This window comes from Streptomyces sp. NPDC001406 (genome assembly GCF_042895285.1).
Taxonomy (GTDB): Bacteria; Actinomycetota; Actinomycetes; order Streptomycetales; family Streptomycetaceae; genus Streptomyces.
Genome location: NZ_JBIAWG010000002.1, coordinates 52587 through 76475 on the forward strand (window position 1 = coordinate 52587; position 23889 = coordinate 76475).

16 protein-coding genes are annotated in these 23889 nt (G+C 70.4%); 12 read left to right on the forward strand and 4 right to left on the reverse strand.

Annotated features, from left to right (window positions below; genetic code table 11):
* Positions 1-20: 20 nt before the first annotated feature.
* From miaA to hflX, 6 genes are all read left to right on the forward strand, one after another.
* On the forward strand, positions 21-959 hold the full coding sequence (gene miaA, locus ACFY1J_RS04365; protein WP_390707552.1) for a tRNA (adenosine(37)-N6)-dimethylallyltransferase MiaA: 939 nt from the start codon (positions 21-23) through the stop codon (positions 957-959).
* 108 nt (positions 960-1067) lie between these two features.
* Entirely contained in the window at positions 1068-1580 is a 513-nt protein-coding gene (locus tag ACFY1J_RS04370; RefSeq protein ID WP_390707609.1) for a hypothetical protein, read from the forward strand.
* 84 nt (positions 1581-1664) lie between these two features.
* On the forward strand, positions 1665-2534 hold the full coding sequence (gene dapF / locus ACFY1J_RS04375) for a diaminopimelate epimerase (RefSeq protein ID WP_390707551.1): 870 nt from the start codon (positions 1665-1667) through the stop codon (positions 2532-2534).
* A 283-nt stretch (positions 2535-2817) separates the two neighbouring features.
* Positions 2818-5028, forward strand: a complete 2211-nt coding sequence (locus ACFY1J_RS04380; protein ID WP_390707550.1) for a RelA/SpoT family protein — start codon at positions 2818-2820, stop codon at positions 5026-5028.
* 106 nt (positions 5029-5134) lie between these two features.
* Positions 5135-6700 carry a M1 family metallopeptidase gene (locus ACFY1J_RS04385; RefSeq protein WP_390707549.1) on the forward strand — a complete coding sequence of 522 codons (1566 nt, stop codon included), beginning with the start codon at positions 5135-5137 and terminating at the stop codon, positions 6698-6700.
* A 150-nt stretch (positions 6701-6850) separates the two neighbouring features.
* A complete protein-coding gene (hflX, locus tag ACFY1J_RS04390; RefSeq protein WP_390707548.1) occupies positions 6851-8344 on the forward strand; it encodes a GTPase HflX in 1494 nt (497 codons plus the stop codon).
* Positions 8345-8407: 63 nt separating this feature from the next.
* On the opposite strand, the gene ACFY1J_RS04395 is transcribed toward hflX, so the two are convergent.
* A complete protein-coding gene (locus tag ACFY1J_RS04395) occupies positions 8408-9616 on the reverse strand; it encodes a trypsin-like serine peptidase (protein ID WP_390707547.1) in 1209 nt (402 codons plus the stop codon).
* A gap of 134 nt (positions 9617-9750) precedes the next feature.
* A complete protein-coding gene (locus ACFY1J_RS04400; protein ID WP_390707546.1) occupies positions 9751-10983 on the reverse strand; it encodes a trypsin-like serine peptidase in 1233 nt (410 codons plus the stop codon).
* Positions 10984-11269: 286 nt separating this feature from the next.
* Between ACFY1J_RS04400 and ACFY1J_RS04405 the strand changes: the two genes are divergently transcribed.
* The 4 genes from ACFY1J_RS04405 to ACFY1J_RS04420 all read left to right on the forward strand — a co-directional run bounded on the left by ACFY1J_RS04405 (position 11270) and on the right by ACFY1J_RS04420 (position 17859).
* A complete protein-coding gene (locus tag ACFY1J_RS04405; RefSeq protein ID WP_390707545.1) occupies positions 11270-12784 on the forward strand; it encodes a diaminobutyrate--2-oxoglutarate transaminase family protein in 1515 nt (504 codons plus the stop codon).
* A gap of 76 nt (positions 12785-12860) precedes the next feature.
* Positions 12861-14813: an IucA/IucC family protein gene (locus tag ACFY1J_RS04410; RefSeq protein WP_390707544.1), complete on the forward strand. Its 1953-nt coding sequence runs from the start codon at positions 12861-12863 to the stop codon at positions 14811-14813.
* 39 nt (positions 14814-14852) lie between these two features.
* Complete coding sequence (locus tag ACFY1J_RS04415) at positions 14853-15650, forward strand: GNAT family N-acetyltransferase (protein WP_390707543.1); 798 nt, start codon at positions 14853-14855, stop codon at positions 15648-15650.
* Between the two features lie 232 nt (positions 15651-15882).
* On the forward strand, positions 15883-17859 hold the full coding sequence (locus ACFY1J_RS04420) for an ATP-dependent DNA helicase (protein ID WP_390730573.1): 1977 nt from the start codon (positions 15883-15885) through the stop codon (positions 17857-17859).
* 155 nt (positions 17860-18014) lie between these two features.
* Here ACFY1J_RS04420 and lexA read toward each other — a convergent pair whose 3' ends face one another.
* A complete protein-coding gene (lexA, locus tag ACFY1J_RS04425) occupies positions 18015-18794 on the reverse strand; it encodes a transcriptional repressor LexA (protein WP_263213418.1) in 780 nt (259 codons plus the stop codon).
* Between the two features lie 563 nt (positions 18795-19357).
* Here lexA and nrdR point away from each other — a divergent pair.
* Together nrdR and ACFY1J_RS04435 are read left to right on the forward strand one after the other, a co-directional pair.
* Positions 19358-19909 (forward strand): transcriptional regulator NrdR, encoded by a 552-nt coding sequence (gene nrdR, locus ACFY1J_RS04430; RefSeq protein WP_390707541.1) that lies wholly within the window; start codon positions 19358-19360, stop codon positions 19907-19909.
* Positions 19910-20073: 164 nt separating this feature from the next.
* Positions 20074-22968 carry a vitamin B12-dependent ribonucleotide reductase gene (locus ACFY1J_RS04435; protein WP_390730574.1) on the forward strand — a complete coding sequence of 965 codons (2895 nt, stop codon included), beginning with the start codon at positions 20074-20076 and terminating at the stop codon, positions 22966-22968.
* Between the two features lie 321 nt (positions 22969-23289).
* Here the strand turns inward: ACFY1J_RS04435 and ACFY1J_RS04440 are convergent, their stop codons facing one another.
* Positions 23290-23823, reverse strand: a complete 534-nt coding sequence (locus ACFY1J_RS04440) for a TerD family protein (RefSeq protein ID WP_390707539.1) — start codon at positions 23821-23823, stop codon at positions 23290-23292.
* Between the last annotated feature and the right edge of the window lie 66 nt (positions 23824-23889).

Consider the following 23889-nt stretch of genomic DNA (forward strand, 5'->3'; position numbering starts at 1 on the left):
AGGTTTGCGAGACTGGTGCGGTGAGCAGCGCACCCTCCGCCCCCCGCGTCATCGCCGTCGTCGGTCCCACCGCGGCCGGAAAGTCCGATCTGGGCGTCTTCCTGGCCCAGCAGCTCGGCGGTGAGGTCGTCAACGCCGACTCCATGCAGCTCTACCGCGGGATGGACATCGGCACCGCCAAGCTGACGCCCGACGAGCGCGGCGGCGTCCCGCACCACCTGCTGGACATCTGGGACGTGACCGTCACCGCCTCCGTCGCCGAGTACCAGAAGCTGGCCCGCGCCAGGATCGACGACCTGCTCGCCCGGGGGCGCTGGCCGATCCTCGTCGGCGGCTCCGGCCTCTACGTCCGCGGAGCCGTCGACAACCTGGAGTTCCCCGGCACCGACCCCGAGGTCAGGGCCCGGCTGGAGACGGAGCTCGCGCTGCGCGGCTCCGGGGCGCTGCACGCGCGTCTCGCCGCCGCCGACCCCGAGGCCGGGCGGGCGATCCTGCCCAGCAACGGCCGCCGTATCGTCCGGGCCCTCGAGGTGATCGAGATCACCGGCCAGCCCTTCACCGCCAACCTGCCGGGTCACGACTCCGTCTACGACACCGTCCAGATCGGGGTCGACGTCGCCCGTCCCGAACTCGACGAGCGCATCACGCGCCGGGTCGACCGGATGTGGGACGCGGGTCTGGTGGAGGAAGTGCGCGCACTGGAGGCGAAGGGCCTGCGCGAGGGGCGTACGGCGTCGCGCGCGCTCGGCTACCAGCAGGTGCTCGCCGCGCTCTCCGGGGAGTGCACCGAGGAGGAAGCACGGGCCGAGACCGTGCGCGCCACCAAGCGCTTCGCGCGCCGTCAGGATTCATGGTTCAGGCGCGATCCCCGTGTGCAGTGGTTGAGTGGGGCCGCGACGGATCTCACAGAACTTCCGCACCTCGCACTGGCGTTGGTCGAACGACCGGTTACAGCCTGATCACGTGATGGCATCGGGATGCGCCGCCGGTCATCGAGGCCTCCGACGCCGTGCCATCATCGAGCTTCGATCGACCAAGTGGAGTCCTAGTTGGGAGGGCGCGTGGCGATGGAGGCCGGCCCTCGCGACACCGCACAGGCGGAACAAGACACCGAGCACATCGGCGTCGGCGGCGTAGAACCGGAACCGGGTGAGGGCCCTCTGAGCTCCGACGGGCCCGACGAGACCGCGGGCGGTGTGACCGACGACGGTCCCGAGCCCGAGGAGATGTTCGTCGGCGGACCGGAGGTCGAGGTCGAGCTGCGCCCACAGCGCCGGCTGCGCATCTGGCAGCTCGCGCCCATCGTGGGCCTGGCCGCGGTCGGCTCCCTGATGTTCGCCTTCCCCCTCGCCTTCGACTTCGGCGACAGCGGCGCGGTGATCGCCATGCTGGGCCTGCTGATCTGCTGCTGCGCCGCGGGCTGGGGCATGATGGCCGCCCGCCGCGTGGGCTACACCTTCCCCGGCCTGCCCCCGCGGGGCTCCGGCCGCCGCCCGGACTGGCGGGTCGTCATCGGCTACGTCCTGCTGGTGGCGGTGATCGCGGTCCTCGCCGTGTGGCGCGTGGCCCGGCTGCGCTAGCCGGTCCGTCGTACCCACCCCGTACGTCCCGTCCCACCCCGTACGTCCCGTACGGCTGTCGTAGCGACCCCGTACGATCGAGGAATGAGCACGCGGATCGCCTTCCTCAAGGGTCACGGCACCGAGAACGACTTCGTGATCGTTCCGGACCCCGAGAACGTCATCGACCTGACCCCGGCCGCCGTGGCCGCCCTGTGCGACCGCCGCGCCGGCATCGGCGGTGACGGCGTGCTGCACGTCGTGCGCTCCGCCGCGCACCCGGAGGCCAGGGACATGGCGCCCGACGCCGAGTGGTTCATGGACTACCGCAACAGCGACGGCTCGATCGCGGAGATGTGCGGCAACGGCGTCCGTGTGTTCGCGCGCTACCTCCAGCACGCCGGACATGTGGCCGAAGGGGACCTCGCGATCGCCACGCGCGGGGGAGTGAAGGCCGTCCACATCGCCAAGGACGGTGACGTCACCGTCGGCATGGGCAGAGCGCGTCTCCCCGAAGGGGACGTCACGGTGAGCGTCGGCGAGCGCAGCTGGCCCGCGCGCAACGTGAACATGGGCAACCCGCACGCGGTCGCCTTCGTCGACGACCTCGCGCACGCCGGCAAGCTGCTCGACCCGCCGCCCTTCAGCCCCGCCGCCGCCTACCCCGACGGGGTCAACGTCGAGTTCGTGGTGGACCGCGGGCCCGGCCATGTCGCGATGCGCGTGCACGAGCGCGGCTCCGGCGAGACCCGCTCCTGCGGCACGGGCGCGTGCGCCGTCGCCGTGGCCGCCGCGCGCCGGGACGGCGCCGACCCGACCGCCACCGGAACCCCGGTGACGTACACCGTGGACGTGCCCGGCGGACGTCTGGTCATCACCGAGCGACCCGACGGCGAGGTCGAGATGACCGGTCCGGCAGTGATCGTCGCCGAGGGCGGGATCGACGCCGAGTGGCTTGAAAACGCGGTTCGCTGACCGCGAGAAACGCAGCTCCCGCAGCCCGTGGCGCATGGATCCGTGAATCCCGGCGTCCGGGGTGGTGCGAAACGACGGCAGCGCGCGGGGCACTTGGCGCAAAACCGTAAACCTCCAAATCGTCGCTCGAATGGGTGATCCGTTTCACGCTCGGCGAGAGCGGGTCTGTCGGGCGTGATGGGCTCGGTAGCATCAAGCACCGGCACGGACGGGGGAACGTCGCCAACCCTGAGCCGCGTATGCCCTGGGGCCCCGTCCGCCGGTCCACGAGCCGGAGGTGCCCATGAGTGCGGAGGCCACGAACCCTGCGACCCCAGGCCCTGTAGCCCCTACAGCGGCCCGCAGGAAGGCCCGCCCCCGGATCGACCTGCGTCGACTCGGCCGCGTCGCGCTGCTCGGTCCCGCCGGCCGCGACCGCTTGCCGGACGCCATCGGCCATGTCGCCGAGGCCCACCGCGCCCACTACCCCGACGCCGACCTCGAACCGCTGCGCCGGGCCTACGTCCTGGCCGAGTCCTCGCACCGCGGCCAGATGCGCAAGAGCGGCGAGCCGTACATCACCCATCCGCTCGCCGTGACCCTGATCCTGGCCGAGCTCGGTGCCGAGACCACCACCTTGACGGCCTCTCTGCTCCACGACACCGTCGAGGACACCGACGTGACGCTGGATCAGGTGCGGGAACAGTTCGGCGAGGAAGTGCGCTATCTCGTCGACGGCGTCACCAAGCTGGAAAAGGTCGACTACGGAGCCGCGGCGGAACCCGAGACGTTCCGCAAGATGCTCGTCGCCACCGGCAGCGACGTCCGTGTGATGTCGATCAAACTCGCCGACCGGCTGCACAACATGCGCACCCTCGGCGTCATGCGCCCCGAGAAACAGGCCCGCATCGCCAAGGTCACCCGCGACGTCCTCATCCCGCTCGCCGAACGGCTCGGCGTCCAGGCCCTGAAGACCGAACTGGAGGACCTCGTCTTCGCGATCCTCCACCCCGAGGAGTACGAACACACCCGCCGTCTGATCGCCGACAACGCGGCACGCCCCGACGACCCGCTCGCGGAGATCGCCGACGAGGTGCGCACGGTCCTGCGCGACTCCGACATCCAGGCCGAAGTCCTCATCCGCCCGCGCCACTTCGTCTCCGTCCACCGGGTGGCCCGTAAACGCGGACAACTGCGCGGGGCGGACTTCGGCCGGCTGCTGGTCCTGGTCGGCGAGGACGCGGACTGCTACGGCGTCCTGGGCGAGCTGCACACCTGTATGACGCCCGTCGTCTCGGAGTTCAAGGACTTCATCGCCGTACCGAAGTTCAACCTGTACCAGTCGCTGCACACCGCCGTGGCCCACCCGGACGGCCAGGTCGCCGAAGTCCTCATCCGCACCCACCAGATGCACAAGGTCGCCGAGGCCGGGGTCGTCGCGCTCGGCAATCCCTACGCTCCTCCTTCGGAGGAGCAGTCCGCGAGCGACGGCGAGCGCGCCGACCCCACCCGCCCCGGCTGGCTCTCCCGCCTCCTCGACTGGCAGGAGGCCGCGCCCGACCCCGACACCTTCTGGTCCACCCTGAGGGAGGACCTGGCCCAGGACCGCGAGATCACCGTCTTCCGGCCCGACGGCGGCACGCTCGGCCTGCCCGAGGGCGCCACCAGCGTCGACGCCGCCTACGCCCAGTACGGCGAGGACGCGCACGCCTGTATCGGCGCCCGCGTCAACGGCCGCCTCGCCACCCTGAGCACGGTCCTCCGGGACGGCGACAGCGTCCAGCTCCTCATGGGCCAGGACCCGGCCTCCGAGCCCTCCAGGGAGTGGCTGGAGCACGCGCACACCCCGGCCGCGCGCATCGCCATCCAGCGGTGGCTGGCGGCGCATCCGGAGGGCGAGGCGGCGCGGGACGCGTCCGCCGGCACGCGCCCCCAGGAGACCGAGGCCGGTGCGGGCACGGACGGCCCGGCAGCCGGTCCCGTCGCCTCCGCCGCGCGCGTCACCACGGATGCCCCCGGCGCTCGCCCCGGGAGCGACGCCCGAGCCGCGCGCCCCCGAGCCGCCGACGTCCTCGTGGACCCGCCGGGAGCCGCCGTACGGCTCGCCGGGTGCTGCACCCCCGTACCGCCCGACCGGATCACCGGATTCGCCGTGCGCGGCGGAGTGGTGACCGTGCACCGAGTGGAGTGCGCCGCGGTGGCCCGGATGACGAGCACAGGGCGCGCGGAGGTCGATGTGCGCTGGGGTGACACCACCGAGTGCCGGGTCACGCTGGTCGCCGAATCGTTCGGCCGCCCCCATCTGCTCGCCGACCTCACCGAAGCGATCGCACTGGAAGGCGCCGAGATCGTCTCCGCGACCGTCGAACCGCCCAGCCAGCAGCGCGTACGCCACACGTACACCCTCCAACTCCCCGACGCGGCCCACCTACCGGCCCTCATGCGGGCGATGCGGAACGTACCCGGCGTGTATGACGTGAGCCGGGCCCAGCACCAGGCCCCCGCCTCCTCCTGAGGGATGACACCGCAGGACTCCTGAGGAACCGACCCGACCAACCCGTTCGGGTGGGCCGGGCGCGCGTCGCCGCTGCAGGGCGGGCGCGCGCTGGTAGCGGTGGTGCATGCTGCTCACCCTCCGCACCCGCCCTCCCCGGCCGAAGAGGACGAGGATCTCCCGGCACCGCACGGCGGCCCTCCTCGCCTCCGCCGTCTCCGTCTGCCTCCTGGCCGCCAGCGCCCCCGCCGAGCCGCTGGGCGTCGGCGACCGCCTCTTCCCGTACCTGGGCAACCCGGGATACGACGTCACGTCGTACGACCTCTCCTTCGCCTATCCCGGCACCAACGACAAGCCCCTCCGGGCCGTCACCACGATCGACGCCCGGACGACCGCCGACCTGGACCGCATCAACCTCGACTTCGCGCACGGCAAGGTCGAGTCCGTAGAGGTAGATGGCCTGCCGGCCACCTTCGCCGCCGCCGGTGAGGATCTGGTCGTCACTCCTCAGGTGCCGCTGCCCAAGGGCTCCTGGATGCGGATCACCGTGCGGCACACCAGTGACCCGATGCCTGTCAAGGGCCGGGACGGCGGCTGGGTGCGGACCTCCGACGGCCTCGCCATGGCCAACCAGGCCGACGCCGCGCACCTGGTGTTCCCGTGCAACGACCATCCGTCGGACAAGGCGATGTTCACCGTCCGGGTCACCGCCCCGGACGGCTTCACGGCCGTGGCCAACGGAGTACCGGCCGGTGTGGGCCGGGACGGCGGCGCGACCACCTGGACGTACCGGACCGAGCACCCCATGGCCACTGAGCTCGCCCAGGTGTCCATCGGCCGCTCCGCCGTCCTGCACCGCACCGGACCCCACGGGCTGCCGTTGCGTGACGTGGTCCCCGCCGCCGACAGCAAGGCCCTCGAACCCTGGCTCGCGAAGACTCCCGACCAGATCGCCTGGATGGAGAGCAAGGTCGGTGCCTACCCCTTCGAGACGTACGGCCTGCTGATGGCGCAGGCCTCCACCGGCTTCGAACTGGAGACACAGACCCTCTCCCTCTTCGAGAAGGAGCTGTTCACCGAGCCCGCCTACCCCAAGTGGTACATCGAGTCGGTCATGGTGCACGAGCTGTCCCACCAGTGGTTCGGCGACAGCGTCAGCCCCCGCAGCTGGTCCGACCTGTGGCTGAACGAGGGGCACGCCACCTGGTACGAGTCCCTGTACGCGCAGGAGAAGGCGAACAAGCCCATGGCCGACCGCATGAAGGCCGCCTACGGCGCCTCGGACCGCTGGCGTGCCTCGGGCGGGCCGCCCGCCGCCCCCAAGCCGCCCAAGGAGGGCCAGAAGATCAGCATCTTCCGGCCCAACGTCTACGACGGAGCCGCGCTGGCGCTGTACGCCCTGCAGCAGGAGATCGGGAAGGACGCCTTCCAGCGTCTGGAGCGGGCGTGGGTGCGCGACCACCGGGACGGCACGGCGAGTACGGCCGACTTCGTGGAGCTGGCCTCCCGGATCGCCGGCCGCGACCTCGGCGGGTTCCTCAAGGACTGGCTCTACGGCGAGAAGACCCCGCCGATGCCGGGCCACCCCGACTGGACGTCCACGCCGCCCGCCAAGAGCGCACAGACCAAGGACGCACCCGCCAGGAGCGCACACGGCAAGACCCTGCCCGGCAAGGCCGCGCACGGCGAATAAGGCGGTGACGAGACGGGGCGTCCCGTGCGACCATCTTCGGGTTGGCGTGGTACGGGTCCGGGAATCTCCCAGGAGGCTCGTACGTTGTGCACAGTGACCGCCGTAGCACAATGACCGCCGTATCGGAATCCCCATCGACGTAAGGACCCAATGACCTCCTCTTCTTCCTTTTCCCAGGACACCAAGCGCTTCGCGCACGCCCACCCCGAAGGTCTTCGGGCCGATGCCCTGATGGAAGAGGACGTCGCCTGGAGCCACGAGATCGACGGAGAGCGGGACGGCGACCAGTTCGACCGCTCCGAGCGCGCGGCCCTGCGCCGCGTGGCGGGCCTCTCCACCGAGCTCGAGGACGTCACCGAGGTCGAGTACCGCCAGCTCCGCCTGGAGCGGGTCGTGCTCGTCGGCGTCTGGACCTCGGGGACCGTGCTGGACGCGGAGAACTCCCTCGCGGAGCTCGCCGCCCTCGCGGAGACCGCGGGCGCGCTCGTGCTTGACGGCGTGATCCAGCGCCGCGACAAGCCCGACGCGGCCACCTACATCGGCTCCGGCAAGGCCGAGGAACTGCGCGACGTCGTGATCGAGACGGGCGCGGACACCGTCATCTGCGACGGTGAACTGAGCCCCGGCCAGCTGATCCACCTTGAGGACGTCGTCAAGGTCAAGGTCATCGACCGTACGGCCCTGATCCTGGACATCTTCGCCCAGCACGCCAAGTCCCGGGAGGGCAAGGCGCAGGTCGCGCTCGCGCAGATGCAGTACATGCTGCCGAGGCTCCGGGGCTGGGGTCAGTCGCTGTCCCGCCAGATGGGCGGCGGCAAGGGCGGTGGCCTCGCCACCCGTGGTCCCGGTGAGACCAAGATCGAGACGGACCGGCGCCGGATCCGCGAGAAGATGGCGAAGATGCGCCGGGAGATCGCGGAGATGAAGACCGGCCGCGAGATCAAGCGCCAGGAGCGCAAGCGCAACAAGGTGCCGTCCGTCGCCATCGCGGGCTACACCAACGCCGGCAAGTCCTCCCTGCTCAACCGCCTCACCGGAGCCGGCGTCCTGGTCGAGAACGCCCTGTTCGCGACCCTGGACCCGACCGTCCGCCGGGCGGAGACCCCGAGCGGCCGGCTGTACACACTGGCGGACACCGTCGGCTTCGTCCGGCACCTGCCGCACCACCTGGTCGAGGCGTTCCGCTCCACCATGGAGGAGGTCGGCGACGCCGATCTCATTCTGCACGTGGTGGACGGCTCGCACCCGATCCCGGAGGAGCAGCTGGCCGCCGTGCGCGAGGTGATCCGGGATGTCGGCGCCACCGACGTGCCCGAGATCGTCGTGATCAACAAGGCCGACGCGGCCGACCCGCTGGTGCTCCAGCGGCTGCTGCGGATCGAGAAGCGATCCATCGCGGTCTCGGCCCGCACCGGCCGGGGCATGGCCGAGCTGCTCGCGCTGATCGACAACGAGCTGCCGCGCCCGTCCGTCGAGATCGAGGCGCTCGTGCCGTACACCCACGGCAAGCTGGTCGCCCGTGCCCACACCGAGGGCGAGGTGATCTCCGAGGAGCACACCGCGGAGGGCACGCTGCTCAAGGTGCGGGTGCACGAGGAGCTGGCCGCGGACCTGGCACCGTACGTGCCCACTCCCGCGGCCTGATCCGTACGGCCCGAAGGCCCGCCTCCTGCTCGGCGCAGGGGGCGGGCCTTCGGCGTGCCGGGGTCACTGACCGCCGTACGTCCTGCTCATGTTCTGGTAGAGCCCCTCGGCCTCCTTGCCCAGCTGCGGGCCCGCGAGCCAGGTGTTGTCCGCCGGACCGATCGAGGTGTTCGACACCAGCTCGGTCTTTCCGTCCACCACCCGGAACCAGCCGCCGCCGGACGAACCGCCGGTCATCGTGCAGCCGATCCGGTACATCGTCGGCAGCGCCGGGCCGATCGACAGCCGGCCGGGCCGGTCGATGCACTTGAACATCTTCAGACCGCTGTACGGCGGCGCCGCCGGGTACCCCCAGGCGCCCATCTTGGGGACCTCGGTCGCGGACGGGGCCGAGAAGTCGACGTCCAGCGCGGCGCCGACCGTCTCCTCCAGGGACTTCGACCCGGACTCCGGCTTCACGTGCAGCACCGCGTAGTCGTACGCGGCACCCGCGCCGCCCGTCTCCGAGCCGCCCTGGATCCACTCGTTCGAGGTGGACGCCCAGTCCGCCCACCAGGTGCCGTACGGGGCGATCTGCGAACTCGTGGCATCGGCCAGCTGCGACTCCGGCTTGCCGAGGTCGTTGTACGACGGCACGAAGGTGATGTTGCGATACCAGCCGCCGCCCTTGCCTGCGTGCACACAGTGGCCCGCCGTCCACACAAGGTTGGACTTGCCGGGGTGGTTGACGTCCTTGACGACCGTGCCGGAGCAGACCATCGAGCCCTCGGGGGAGTCGAAGAAGACCTTGCCGACGGGGGCCGCGTTGTCGTGGTACGGCGTCTTCTCCGCCGCGGCCCGCACCGGCTGCGGATCCGGGTCGCTGACGCCCTGGTCGGCGGCGGCGTCCTTCGCCGTGACCGTCTTGTTGGCCTCCTTCGCGGACCGCATCCGCTCCGGCTTCCAGAGGCCCTCGATCACCGGGTTGACGAAGTCCTTGGCCTCACTGAGCCACTTGTCCTTGTCCCAGTTCTTCCAGCCGCCGTTGGCCCACTTGTCGACATCGATGCCGTGCTCCTTGAGCTTGCTCGCGATGTCGGCCGGGATCTCGACCTTGCCGGCGTCGTCGGCCGCCGAGGTGGCCGTGGCGCCGGGCTTGTCGCTCGACTTGTCGTCACCGGAGCCGTTGCAGGCGGTGGCGGTGAGCGCCAGGGCCGCGGCCAGACCGGTGGCGGCGAGGACGGTGCGCCGCCGTCCGCGCCGGTGCGCGAAGGGCGTACGTATGGAACGCATGCTGCGATTACCCCCGTTGAAGCGATGTTGACACCCCACTATGCCCGTGGGGTTGGGGACGAACGGCGGCGAGCCGGTGAAGGTTTCCGCGACCCGCCGCGCCGCCGTCCGTGCCCGGCCGCGCCGGCCGGCCGCTACTGCCCGGCGAACTTCTTGCTGACCGAGTCGTAGACGCCCTTGGCCACATCACCCAGCCGCGGACCCGCGAGCCAGCCCGCGGTGACCGGGCCGATGGAGGTGTTGGACACGAGCGCCGGCTTGCCGTCCGAGCCCGTCTCCACCCAGCCGCCGCCGGAGGAGCCACCGGTCATGGTGCAGCCGATGCGGTACATCGTCGGGTCCGGCTTGTTGATTGACAGCCGTCCCGGCTTGTCCTGGCACTGGTAGAGCAGGCTTCCGTCGTACGGCGGCGCCGCCGGGTAGCCGGTGGCCGTGATGCTCTGCACCTTCGGCACGGCCGGCGCGTTGAAGTTCACCGGCAGCGCCGAACCGACCGTCTCCTCCAGCGACTTGCCGCCGCTGCCCTGCTCCGGCGTCACATGGATCACGGAGTAGTCGTACGAGGCGCCGTCGCCGCCCGTCTCCCCGCCCTGGTCGATCCACTGCTGCGAGGTCTGGGCCCCATCGGCCCACCAGACGCCGTACGGTGCGATCTCGTCCCTGGTGGCCTTCTGCAACTGGTCGTTCGTCATGCCCTTGTCGTTGTACGACGGCACGAACACGATGTTGCGGTACCAGCCGCCCTTCTTGCCGGCGTGCACACAGTGGCCCGCCGTCCAGATGAGGTTGGACTTGCCCGGGTGGGCCGGGTCCTTCACCACCGTCGCCGAGCAGACCATCTTGCCCTCGGGGGCGTCGAAGAACACCTTTCCGGAGGTGGCCGCATGGGCGTGGTACGTCGGCTGCACCGCCTGGGCCTTGACCGGCGTCGGTGTCGGGTCGGTCACGCCCTGGTCACCGGAGATGTCATTTTCGTCGACGCCCTTGTCGGGGTCGTTGGCGTCCCGCATGCGGTCCGGGTCCCACAGACCCTTGATGATCGGGTTGATGAAGTCGTTGGCCTCGCGCAGCCAGTCGTCCCTGTCCCAGTTCTTCCAGGCGCCGTTCTTCCACTTGTCGATGTCGATCCCGTGCTCTTTGAGCTTGTTCTTGATGTCGTCCGGGATCTTGATCTTGCCGTCGCTGCTGTCCCCGCCGGTCGCGGCGGCGGTCGCCTGCCCGCCGGCGTTGTCGTCACCGGAGCCGTTGCAGGCGGTGGCGGTCAGTGCCAGCGCCGAGGCGAGGGCGACGGCCGCCAGCACGGGGGAGGTTCTGCGAGGCGCGCTCCCTCCTCGGCGAACGGTGAAGGACGGCCGTATGGATCGCATGGTCTTGACTCCCCCTGCTGTAAAGGAACTAGGCGCTGTGCCCGCGACATCGGCCGGAACTCATGGGGAGTTCGCGACGGTCCCACGGACGTCCGGAACGGCATCACACACTATGCGCTCGCTGTGGGGGACTTCCGACGGAACGGCAACGGTTCCGTCACGGCAAGGATCTTGAAGCAACCCGTAACCAGCTGGGCGGTTCGGGGTTGTAGCGGTGTGGGGGCTGCTGCCCACGCCCGGTCCCCACGCATCAACTCGCCTCTGGACAGCGGGAGGACAGCGAGCCGTGGCCGTGACCGAATCGGTGACCGGGGGGACATCCGGGGGAGCGCGCGCCGCGCACGAGGGGATTCTGAGGCGCCAGTCGGCGCGCGAGTCGGCAGCGCGCACCTATGCGCGCGCCCTCCCGATCGTGCCGGTCCGAGCGCGCGGGCTGACGATCGAGGGCGCCGACGGCCGCCGCTACCTCGACTGCCTCTCCGGCGCCGGAACACTCGCCCTAGGCCACAATCACCCCGTCGTCCTGGAGGCCATCCGCAAGGTCCTCGACTCGGGCGCCCCTCTCTCCGTCCTCGACCTGGCGACCCCCGTCAAGGACGCCTTCATCACCGAACTGTTCCGCACCCTGCCACCCGGCCTGGCCGGTCGCGCCCGCGTCCAGTTCTGCGGACCGGCCGGCACCGATGCCGTCGAGGCCGCGTTCAAGCTGGTCCGAGCGGCGACCGGACGCACCGGGATCCTGGCCTTCACCGGCGCCTACCACGGGATGACCAGCGGAGCCCTGGCCGCGTCCGGCGGCGCCTGCGACGTACGGGTCGCCCGCCTCCCGTACCCCCAGGACTACCGCTGCCCCTTCGGAGTCGGCGGCCCCCGCGGCGCCGAACTCGCCGCTCGCTGGACCGAGTCGGTCCTGGACGACCCCAAGTCCGGCGTGCCCCTTCCCGCCGGGATGATCCTGGAACCCGTTCAGGGCGAGGGCGGGGTGATTCCCGCCCCCGACGACTGGCTGCGGCGTATGCGGCAGATCACCGCCGCCCGGTCCGTCCCGCTGATCGCGGACGAGATCCAGACCGGCGTGGGACGCACGGGTGCCTTCTGGGCCGTGGAACACAGCGGCGTCACCCCCGATGTGATGGTCCTGTCCAAGGCCATCGGCGGCAGCCTCCCGCTGGCCGTGGTCGTCTACCGGGAAGACCTCGACGTCTGGCAACCCGGCGCCCACGCCGGCACCTTCCGGGGCAACCAGCTCGCCATGGCCGCCGGCACCGCCACCCTCGCCCATGTCCGCGAGAACGGCCTCGCGGAGCGAGCGGCCCTGCTGGGCTCCCGGTTGCTGACCCAACTGCGTGAACTCGAGCGGGAGTTCCCGTGCGTGGGGGATGTCCGGGGGCGGGGGTTGATGATCGGCGTCGAACTGGTGGACCCGGAGGGGGAGGATCCGGTGGGGACGGTTCCGGTAGGGGCGGATCCGATGGCGGGCGATCTCATGGGGGAGGGCGGCCCGGGTGGACTCGGGCCCGGCCCCGCAAAAGCTCCCGAACGGACGGCCGCCGGGCTGGAGCCCGCCCGCACTCCTCGTCCCGCCGCCCCCGGACTTGCCACCGCCGTCCAGCGGGAGTGCCTGCGCCGCGGTCTGATCGTGGAAATCGGCGGCCGCCACTCAAGCGTCGTACGGCTCCTCCCACCCCTCACCATCAGCGACGAGCAGGCAGCGGCCGTACTCGACCGGCTGACCGACGCGGTGGCGGCGGTGGCCCGCGGCGCCACCGCACAGGTCGTCCCACCTCGGTCGCAACGCTGAACCAGGCGCCTTGCGCCCCTGTTCCTGCACCGCCGACGCAGTTCTCCAGCACATCCGAACGCTCCAAGGAACAGTCTTGAACGCGATCCCCATCCCCAACGGCCGTTCCCGCACTCCCTCGCACGACGACTCCCAGGGCACCCAAGCCCCGCCCGTACCGCCGGCCGAGCCGGTACCCCAGCAGAAGCCCCGCACAACGGAAGCCGAGCACCCACGAGGTACCGCCACCGACCTCCTGGACCACCCCGACCCGCACAGCGCCGCCCAGGCCGCCGCCGTGGAGAACCTGCTCCGCTGCTGGGTGCGGGAGACGAACCTGGCGGCCCCCGACACCGACACCCTGCACATCCCGCTGCCCACCAGCGGTATCTCCCTGACCGCACCCGTCCACTACTGGTCTCCGACAGGCTGGCACCGCTTCGGACTTCCGCGCCTGGCCGATGCCCCGCAGGACGCACCGCCGCTCGACGCGGTCACGCTCGCGGCGCTGCTCACCCGGGAGACGCCCGGCAGGCCGGATGCCGCCTGCACCGGTCCGCAGGCCGCCGTGAGCACGGACGGCGGTGACCTCGTGGTCCGGGTCGCCGACTCCGTACGCCGAACCGCCGCCTTCATCACCGACCGGCGCGAGCGACCCGCCGACGGCCCCGACCTCTTCCTCGGCGCCGAACAGGCACTCCTGCTCGGCCACCCCTTCCACCCGACTCCGAAGAGCCGCGAGGGTCTGTCCGAGGGCGAGGCCCGCCTGTACTCACCGGAGGTGAGCGGCTCGTTCCCTCTGCACTGGATGGCTGTCGCCCCCTCGGTGCTTGCGGTCGACTCGGCCTGGACCGAGCGCGGCCGGCCCATTCCGGCCGACCTGCTCACGACACGGCTCGTCGGCCCCGAACTGCCGCTGCCCGACGGTTACGCCGTCCTGCCCCTGCACCCCTGGCAGTCACGCGAAGTCCGGCACCGCGACGAGACCGCTGCCCTGTTCGACGCCGGTCTGCTCCGCGACCTCGGCCCCCACGGCTCGCCGTGGCACCCCACCTCGTCCGTCCGCACCGTTCACCGGTCCGGCGCCCCCGCGATGCTCAAGCTGTCGCTGGGCTTGCGGATCACCAACTCCCGCCGGGAGAACCTGCGCAAGGAGCTCCACCGCGGTGTCGAGGTGCACCGCCTGCTGCGCGCCGGCCTGTCCAAGGTGTGGCAGGCCGTGCACCCCGGCTTCGACATCGTCCGCGACCCGGCCTGGCTGGCCGTCGACGGCCCGGACGGCCGCCCCGTGCCCGGACTGGACGTGGTGATCCGGCACAACCCGTTCGCCCCGTCCGACGACGTCTCCTGTATCGCCGGTCTGGTCTCGCCCCGGCCCTGTCCTGCCGCTGCCGCCGGCGACTGCCCCATGCCGGAGGGGACGCCGCGGGTCGGATCCCGGCTCGCCCACGTCGTCACACGGCTCGCCGAGAGGACCGGTCGGTCCCGGGGGGCGGTCGCCGCGGAGTGGTTCCTGCGCTATCTGGAACACGTCGTGCGCCCCGTGCTGTGGCTGGACGCCGAGGCCGGAATCGCCCTGGAGGCACACCAGCAGAACACCCTGCTTCTGCTCGACGGCGACGGCTGGCCCGCGGGCGGCCGCTACCGCGACAACCAGGGCTACTACTTCCGTGAGTCCCGGCGCGCCGAACTCGACGCCCGACTGCCCGGCATCGGCGAGCACAGTGACACGTTCGTCTCCGACGAGGTCACCGACGAACGCTTCGCGTACTACCTCGCCATCAACAATGTGCTCGGCCTGATCGGCGCGTTCGGCTCCCAGCACCTCGTCGACGAACAGCTGCTGCTCGCCGCCTTCCGTCGCTTCCTCACCGACGTCGCCTCGGGACCCGCCCCGCTGCGGACCTCCCTGCCGGCCCGGCTGCTGGACTCACCGGTGCTGCGCTGCAAGGCCAACCTGCTGACGCGGCTGCACGGGCTCGACGAGCTGGTCGGCCCGGTCGACACCCAATCCGTCTACGTCACTGTGGCCAACCCTCTTCACTGCTGAACCCACACGACCCACCTCGTCTTTTGATAGGAGCCCGCCGTGTCTTCCACCGACGCGAGCGCCGATGCCGTCACCGTCCCTGTTCACCCCGGTCGCTCCGGTCTTGGCGGGGACAATGAGGACACGCTGGACCTGCGCCTGCCCGACGAACTCCTTGCCCTCATCGCCGGGGAGGCGGTGGAGGGTCTCGTCCCGGTCGAGGACAGACGTGCACCGGGCGAGGACAGACCGGCACCGGTCGAGGACCGTTTCGCGTCCCCCGACGACGACCTGCTGGACCGCGTCGGCGACTGGGGCCTGTTCGTCACACCGGTGGGTCCGTTCCAACTGGTCCCCGTCCAGCTCGACCGCGACCTTCCCCTCATCAGCCGCTGGATGAACGACCCCGCCGTCGCCGCGTTCTGGGAGCTGGCCGGTTCCCGTGCCCAGACCGAGGAGCATGTACGCGCTCAGCTCAGCGGTGACGGGCGGAGCGTCCCGTGCGTCGGCGTGCTGGACGGCACCCCGATGAGCTACTGGGAGATCTACCGGGCGGACCTGGACCCGCTTGCCCGTCACTATCCGGCCCGCCCGCACGACACCGGTGTCCACCTCCTCATCGGCGGTGTCGCCGACCGTGGGCGGGGTCTGGGGTCCGCCCTGCTCAGAGCCGTGGCCGACCTGGTGCTCGACCGACGCCCCGCCTGCGGGCGCGTCGTCGCGGAACCCGATCTTCGCAACACGCCCTCCGTGGCCGCGTTCCTGAATGCCGGGTTCCGGTTCGCCGCCGAGGTCGACCTGCCTGCCAAGCGGGCCGCCCTCATGATCAGGGACCGGTCCCTGCGCGATCTGATGTAGCCCCCAGTGACGACCACTTCTCGCCACGTCCCACTTCTCGCCGCGTCCTACCTCTCGCCACGTCTCGCCTCTCGCCCGTCCCAGCCCTCGCCCGTCCCGCCCGAGGAGTCCCGGCCGTGCTCCGACCCCTGGTCCCGCCCCCCGTCCCGCCCCTGGTCCCGCCCCTGGTCCCGCCCTCGGTCCCAGCGTTGACCACCCGTTTGTCAGTGCCGGGCCGTAGGGTGGTCGCGCTATGACGAAGCCCTCACTCCCCGAACTCCTGCATGCCGCCGTCACAGCCGTCGGCGGTACGGAGCGCCCCGGCCAGGTGACCATGGCCGAAGCGGTCGCCGAGGCGATCGATGACGGATCCCATCTGCTGGTCCAGGCCGGCACCGGTACCGGAAAGTCGCTCGGCTACCTGGTGCCCGCCCTCGCGCACGGGGAGCGCGTCGTGGTGGCGACAGCCACCCTCGCCCTGCAGCGCCAGCTCGTGGAGCGCGACCTGCCGCGCACTGTCGACGCACTGCACCCGCAGCTGCGCCGCCGTCCGGAGTTCGCGATGCTCAAGGGCCGGTCGAACTACCTGTGCCTGCACCGGCTCCACGAGGGCGTGCCGCAGGACGAGGAGGAGGGCCTCTTCGACCAGTTCGAGGCGGCCGCGCCCACCAGCAAGCTGGGTCAGGACCTGCTGCGGCTGCGGGACTGGGCGGACGAGACCGAGAGCGGTGACCGCGACGACCTCACGCCGGGCGTCTCCGACCGGGCCTGGGCCCAGGTGTCCGTGTCCTCCCGGGAGTGCCTGGGCGCCTCGAAGTGCGCGTACGGCGCCGAGTGCTTCGCCGAGATGGCCCGCGAGCGCGCCAAGCTGGCCGAGGTCGTCGTCACCAACCACGCCCTGCTCGCCATCGACGCCATCGAGGGCGCTCCGGTCCTGCCCCAGCACGAGGTGCTGATCGTGGACGAGGCCCATGAGCTGGTCTCGCGGGTCACCGGCGTCGCGACCGGCGAGCTCACGCCCGGGCAGGTCAACCGTGCGGTGCGCCGTGCGGCGAAGCTGGTCAACGAGAAGGCGGCCGACCAGCTCCAGACCGCTGCCGAGGGCTTCGAGCGGCTGATGGAGCTGGCTCTGCCGGGTCGCCTGGAGGAGATCCCGGAGGACCTCGCCTATGCCCTGATGGCGCTCCGGGATGCCGCCCGCACCGTGATCTCCGCGATCGGCTCGACCCGCGACAAGTCCGTTCAGGACGAGGACGCGGTGCGCAAGCAGGCGCTGGCCTCGGTGGAGACGGTCCACGACGTGGCGGAGCGTGTCGTGAACGGCTCGGAGTGGGACGTCGTCTGGTACGAACGGCACGACCGCTTCGGGGCCTCGCTGCGTGTCGCCCCGATGTCCGTCTCCGGTCTGCTCAGGGAGAAACTCTTCGCGGACCGTTCCGTCGTCCTCACCTCGGCAACGCTCAAGCTCGGCGGTGACTTCAACGGAGTGGGCGCCTCGCTGGGGCTCGCCCCCGAGGGCACGGAGGGCGAGGACCTCCCCCAGTGGAAGGGCGTCGACGTGGGCTCGCCGTTCGACTACCCCAAGCAGGGCATTCTGTATGTCGCCAGGCATCTGTCGCGCCCGGCGCGCGACGGCGACCGCGCCGACATGCTCGACGAGCTGACCGAGCTCATCCAGGCGGCCGGTGGTCGCACGCTCGGTCTGTTCTCCTCGATGCGCGCCGCCCAGCTCGCCGCCGAGGAACTGCGCTCGCGGATTCCCGAGTTCCCGATACTGCTCCAGGGCGAGGAGACCCTCGGGGAACTGATCAAGAACTTCGCCGCGGACCCGAAGACCTGTCTCTTCGGCACGCTGTCGCTGTGGCAGGGCGTCGACGTCCCCGGGCCCAGCTGCCAGCTGGTCGTCATGGACAAGATCCCGTTCCCGCGTCCCGACGACCCGCTGATGAGCGCCCGCCAGAAGGCCGTGGAGGACGCCGGCGGCAACGGATTCATGGCGGTCGCCGCGACTCACGCGGCGCTCCTCATGGCGCAGGGCGCCGGGCGTCTCGTCCGGGCGTCCGGGGACCGTGGTGTGGTCGCCGTGCTCGACCAGCGGCTGGCCACCGCGCGGTACGGCGGCTATCTCAAGGCGTCACTGCCCGACTTCTGGTTCACCACGGACCGTAACCAGGTCCGGAAGTCGCTGGCCGCCATCGACGCGGCGGCGAAGCAGAAGGAAGCGGAGTGATCGCTGGGTAGCCTGTCCCGGCGCCGGGACAGGCTACCCAGCGATACCAGCGGCCAGGGAGCCGGGGGCCGGGACAGAACAGGGCCCCGGAACCGGCGCAGGGGTCCCGGGGCCCGGTCAGGGGACGAGCCTGTCGTGCTCGCCCGCCGCAGCCGTCACACGCGCCGCAGCACCGCGACGACCTTGCCCAGGATGGTCGCGTCGTCGCCGGGGATCGGCTCGTAGGCCGAGTTGTGCGGGAGGAGCCAGACATGGCCGTCCTCGCGCTTGAAGCGCTTGACGGTGGCCTCGCCGTCCAGCATGGCGGCCACGATGTCGCCGTTCTCGGCGACCGGCTGACGGCGCACGGTGACCCAGTCGCCGTCGCAGATCGCGGCCTCGATCATCGAGTCGCCGACGACCTTGAGGACGAACAACTCGCCGTCACCCACGAGCTGCCGGGGCAGGGGGAACACGTCCTCGACCGATTCCTCGGCGAGGATCGGACCGCCGGCGGCGATACGGCCGACCAGCGGGACGTACGACGCGGCGGGTTTGCCCGCGGTGTCCGTCGGCTGCACCGTCACTGCCTGGTCGGAGCCGCGCACCTCGTACGCGCGCGGGCGGTGCGGGTCGCGGCGCAGGAAGCCCTTGCGCTCCAGTGCCATGAGCTGGTGCGCGACGGAGGAGGTGCTGGACAGTCCGACGGCCTGGCCGATCTCCCGCATGGACGGCGGGTAGCCGCGCCGCTGCACGGAATCCCTGATGACTTCGATCACCCGGCGCTGCCGGTCGGTGAGCCCCGAGCTGTCCGCCCGGATGCCTGGAGGTCGGCCCGGCAGCGAGCGCTTGTGCGCCTCGGGATTCGTGGCTTCGTTCATCGCGTGCACCGGGTCCAGTCGGCCCTGGGAGCGGTCCTGGGCAGTGATGGTGGCACTGTCTGCGGTGGTGGTCACGTCGGCCCCTCTCGATGGTCTCCCTGCTGGACAACGGTAGTTGCTTTCGAAAGGTTGCGCCAAACACACGTTCGAGTGAAAAACCGCGATTCACCTGACGTAATCGTGTGTCTGGGTGTATGGCTAACGCGGCACCTGGCGGACAAAAGGGCCCATTGTTGTACTCTTCACCGCCGGGGTGATGACCTCGTGGGTTGTGTCCCAAGTCTGCCATCCGGAACCCGGTCAACCGGGATCCGGTCCCCTTCTGCGCCGGAGTCCTATGTGACCTCCGTGCGGCGCCCACCGTATCTCCGTAAGCCTCGCTGCGGTACGCAGGCGCACGTGTGTGTTCTGTAGCGGCTTGCCTGCCGTGTCGTGCGGATACGCGCGCGTGCGACACGCGCGTACGGTCGATGTATCTGCCAAGCCCCACATCTAGTGGTTGGATTGCAGCAGCAGCCCACAAGTTGTGGTCCCCCGGGTCTTCGGTGTCTCGGAGATCGCCTATGCTTGGGGCTGCTTCGAGGGGCCCAGGAGGTCTCGCGAGGCTGTTCAGTCTGCTGTGAGGAGGGTTGGAGATCATGCACTGCCCCTTCTGCAGGCACCCCGACAGCCGTGTGGTCGACAGTCGTACGACCGACGACGGCACGTCGATCCGCAGGCGCCGCCAGTGTCCTGACTGCTCCCGTCGTTTCACGACCGTGGAGACGTGCTCGCTCATGGTGGTCAAGCGGTCCGGAGTCACCGAGCCCTTCAGCCGTACCAAGGTCATCAACGGCGTGCGCAAGGCATGCCAGGGGCGGCCTGTCACCGAGGACGCACTCGCCCAGCTCGGCCAGCGGGTCGAGGAGGCGGTGCGGGCCACCGGAAGCGCCGAGCTGACCACCCACGACGTGGGGCTGGCCATACTCGGCCCGTTGCAGGAGCTCGACCTCGTCGCCTATCTGCGATTCGCCTCCGTCTACCGGGCGTTCGACTCGCTGGAGGACTTCGAGGCAGCCATCGCGGAGCTCAGGGAAACGAGGCGAGGCCCCGCCGTGGACGACGAAGACGCGGGAGCGGGGAGCCAGGAAGACGACCGCGGGACCGGAGGGACCAGCCAGGTTCCGGTGCCCGCCCACGCCGCCGACTGACCGGCGGACCGGAGCGGGGCGGAGGCCCCGGATCCGGCCGGACGGCGGCAATCCAAGACCTGTTGCGGGCGGCAGCGTGAGGGTGCCCGCAACACATGACAGAACACCGTGTCACGGGAACATCGTGGCACTTCAGGGCGTTTTAGCCCGTACAGGGAGGCGGCATGACAGAGACGGCGAGCGGTCCGGCACGAGGTTCCCGAGCCAAGGGCGCCAAGGCCAGCAAGGGCCTGCGTATCGAGCGCATCCACACCACCCCCGGCGTGCATCCGTACGACGAGGTGGCCTGGGAGCACCGTGACGTCGTCATGACCAACTGGCGCGACGGCTCGGTCAACTTCGAGCAGCGTGGCGTCGAGTTCCCCGACTTCTGGTCGGTGAACGCGGTCAACATCGTCACCAGCAAGTACTTCCGTGGTGCCGTCGGCACCCCGCAGCGCGAGGTCAGCCTCAAGCAACTGATCGACCGCATCGTGAAGACGTACCGGAAGGCCGGTGAGGACTACAAGTACTTCGCCTCGCCCGCCGACGCCGAGATCTTCGAGCACGAGCTGGCGTACGCCCTCCTGCACCAGATCTTCAGCTTCAACAGCCCCGTGTGGTTCAACGTGGGCACCCCGCAGCCCCAGCAGGTCTCCGCCTGCTTCATCCTGTCCGTCGACGACTCCATGGAGTCGATCCTCGACTGGTACAAGGAAGAGGGCATGATCTTCAAGGGCGGTTCCGGCGCCGGCCTGAACCTCTCCCGTATCCGCTCCTCCAAGGAGCTGCTCTCCTCCGGCGGCAACGCCTCCGGTCCCGTCTCCTTCATGCGCGGTGCCGACGCCTCGGCCGGAACGATCAAGTCCGGCGGAGCCACCCGCCGCGCCGCCAAGATGGTCATCCTCGACGTCGACCACCCCGACATCGAGGACTTCATCGAGACCAAGGTCAAGGAGGAGGAGAAGATCCGCGCCCTGCGTGACGCGGGCTTCGACATGGACCTGGGCGGCGACGACATCACGTCCGTCCAGTACCAGAACGCCAACAACTCGGTCCGTGTGAACGACGAGTTCATGAAGGCGGTCGAGCAGGGCGGCAAGTTCGGTCTCCGCGCGCGGATGACCGGTGAGGTCATCGAGGAGGTCGAGGCCAAGACCCTGTTCCGCAAGATGGCCGAGGCCGCGTGGGCCTGCGCCGACCCGGGCATCCAGTACGACGACACGATCAACCGCTGGCACACGTGCCCGGAGTCCGGCCGTATCAACGGCTCGAACCCGTGCAGCGAGTACATGCACCTGGACAACACGTCCTGCAATCTCGCCTCGCTGAACCTGATGAAGTTCCTCAAGGACGACGGCAAGGGCACCCAGTCCTTCGACGTCGAGCGCTTCGCCAAGGTCGTCGAGCTCGTCATCACCGCGATGGACATCTCCATCTGCTTCGCGGACTTCCCGACCCAGAAGATCGGCGAGAACACGCGCGCGTTCCGCCAGCTCGGCATCGGCTACGCCAACCTCGGCGCCCTGCTGATGGCGACCGGCCACGCGTACGACTCCGACGGCGGCCGCGCCCTCGCCGGCGCCATCACCTCCCTGATGACCGGCACGTCGTACCGCCGCTCCGCCGAACTCGCCGCGGTCGTCGGCGCGTACGACGGCTACGCCCGCAACGCCGACGCCCACAAGCGCGTCATGAAGCAGCACGCCGACGCCAACGGCACGGCCGTCCGCATGGACGACCTGGACACGCCGATCTGGGCCGCCGCCACGGAGGCCTGGCAGGACGTCGTCCGCCTCGGCGAGCAGAACGGTTTCCGTAACTCCCAGGCGTCCGTCATCGCCCCGACCGGCACCATCGGTCTCGCGATGTCCTGCGACACCACCGGCCTCGAGCCCGACCTCGCCCTGGTCAAGTTCAAGAAGCTGGTCGGCGGCGGCTCGATGCAGATCGTCAACGGCACCGTTCCGCAGGCCCTGCGCCGCCTGGGCTACCAGGAGGAGCAGATCGAGGCGATCGTCGCCCACATCGCCGAGCACGGCAATGTGATCGACGCCCCCGGCCTCAAGCACGAGCACTACGAGGTCTTCGACTGCGCCATGGGCGAGCGCTCCATCTCCGCGATGGGCCACGTCCGCATGATGGCCGCGATCCAGCCGTGGATCTCCGGCGCCCTCTCCAAGACGGTCAACCTCCCCGAGACCGCCACCGTCGAGGACGTCGAGGAGGTCTACTTCGAGGCCTGGAAGATGGGCGTCAAGGCGCTCGCGATCTACCGCGACAACTGCAAGGTCGGCCAGCCGCTCTCCGCCAAGACCAAGGAGAAGGAGAAGGCCGAGATCACGGAGAAGGCCGAGGCGGCCATCCGCGAGACGGTCGAGAAGGTCGTCGAGTACCGCCCGGTCCGCAAGCGCCTCCCGAAGGGTCGTCCCGGCATCACCACGTCCTTCACCGTCGGTGGCGCCGAGGGCTACATGACCGCCAACTCCTACCCGGACGACGGTCTCGGCGAGGTCTTCCTGAAGATGTCCAAGCAGGGTTCCACCCTCGCGGGCATGATGGACGCCTTCTCCATCGCCGTCTCGGTGGGTCTCCAGTACGGCGTGCCCCTGGAGACGTACGTCTCGAAGTTCACGAACATGCGCTTCGAGCCGGCCGGCATGACGGACGACCCGGACGTGCGGATGGCGCAGTCGATCGTCGACTACATCTTCCGCCGCCTCGCGCTGGACTTCCTGCCCTTCGAGACGCGCTCCGCCCTCGGCATCCACTCCGCCGAGGAGCGTCAGCGCCACCTGGAGACGGGTTCGTACGAGCCCTCCGAGGACGAGGTCGACGTCGAGGGCCTGGCCCAGTCGGCGCCGCGCCAGACGGACCTCAAGGCCGTCGCCACGCCGAAGACCGAGGCCGGCGCGGCCCAGCCCGCTCCGAAGCAGGCCCACACCAGCGCCGAACTGGTGGAGATGCAGCTGGGCATCCAGGCGGACGCCCCGCTCTGCTTCTCCTGCGGCACGAAGATGCAGCGGGCCGGCTCCTGCTACATCTGCGAGGGCTGCGGCTCGACGAGCGGCTGCAGCTGACGCCGACGGCAAGCCCTTGAGCTGAGGGGCGCCGGCCATGTGCCGGCGCCCCTTTTCCGTGTCGTGCGCCCCGACGGGGCCTGCCTCGCCGTCGTGCCCTGACCGGCCCTGGACAGGACCGAGCGGCACCGGGCGAGCGCATCGCCTACGCGCCCGCCCGGATCCGTTGCCATCAGGACCTGACCGAAGCCGAGTCGGCGCAGTGGCCGGCGCCGGCGGCGGAGACCTTCCGGACGGGCGAGCCCGGACCGGTCCCCGCCTGGGCCTCCAGCACCGTGCGTGGCGACGATCGCGGGCCTAGCCCCCTACGCGGGGTGACCCTCAGGGCTGATGAGCCCCGCCCATGTGCCGGGCGAAGGCCGTGGGGTCGTCGTCGAAGCCGCGAATGCCGGGGTGGAAGTTCCACCCGCCGGACTCGCCGCGCACGAACTCCGCGACCGTCGCCGCCGTCGATCCGAGGACGGAGCCGAAGTCGTCCTCGGCCAGGACGTTGTAGCCCTCCCGAATGCGCACGGCCGGATTCCGGACATTGACGAAGGTTCGTTCGGCCGTGCGCTGCTGGATGACGATGCCGACCACCACGCGCGCGTACCGGGCGTCGAGCCGGTCGAGTTCGAGCGTCATGACCTCGTCCCAGCCGAAGCCCCTGCCGTCCTTGCTGTCCCGGTTGAGAAAGATCGTGCCGTCAGGCGAGCGACTGTCGAAGTGCACCAGGTACGCCGGTGCCCCGTACGGGTCGTCAGCCGCGTACGGAGCGGCGACGATGTCCAGATCGGTGGGCGACTGCCCCGCCGGACTCGGGTCCCACTTCAGTGCGACCTCGACCTTGCGGATCCCCTTGCTGAAGCCGTTCAACAGGCGTCCCCTTCCCCCTCGCGGCCTCCTGCCCCAACTCCCGGGTGGCCGAGGCACGTTGTCCAT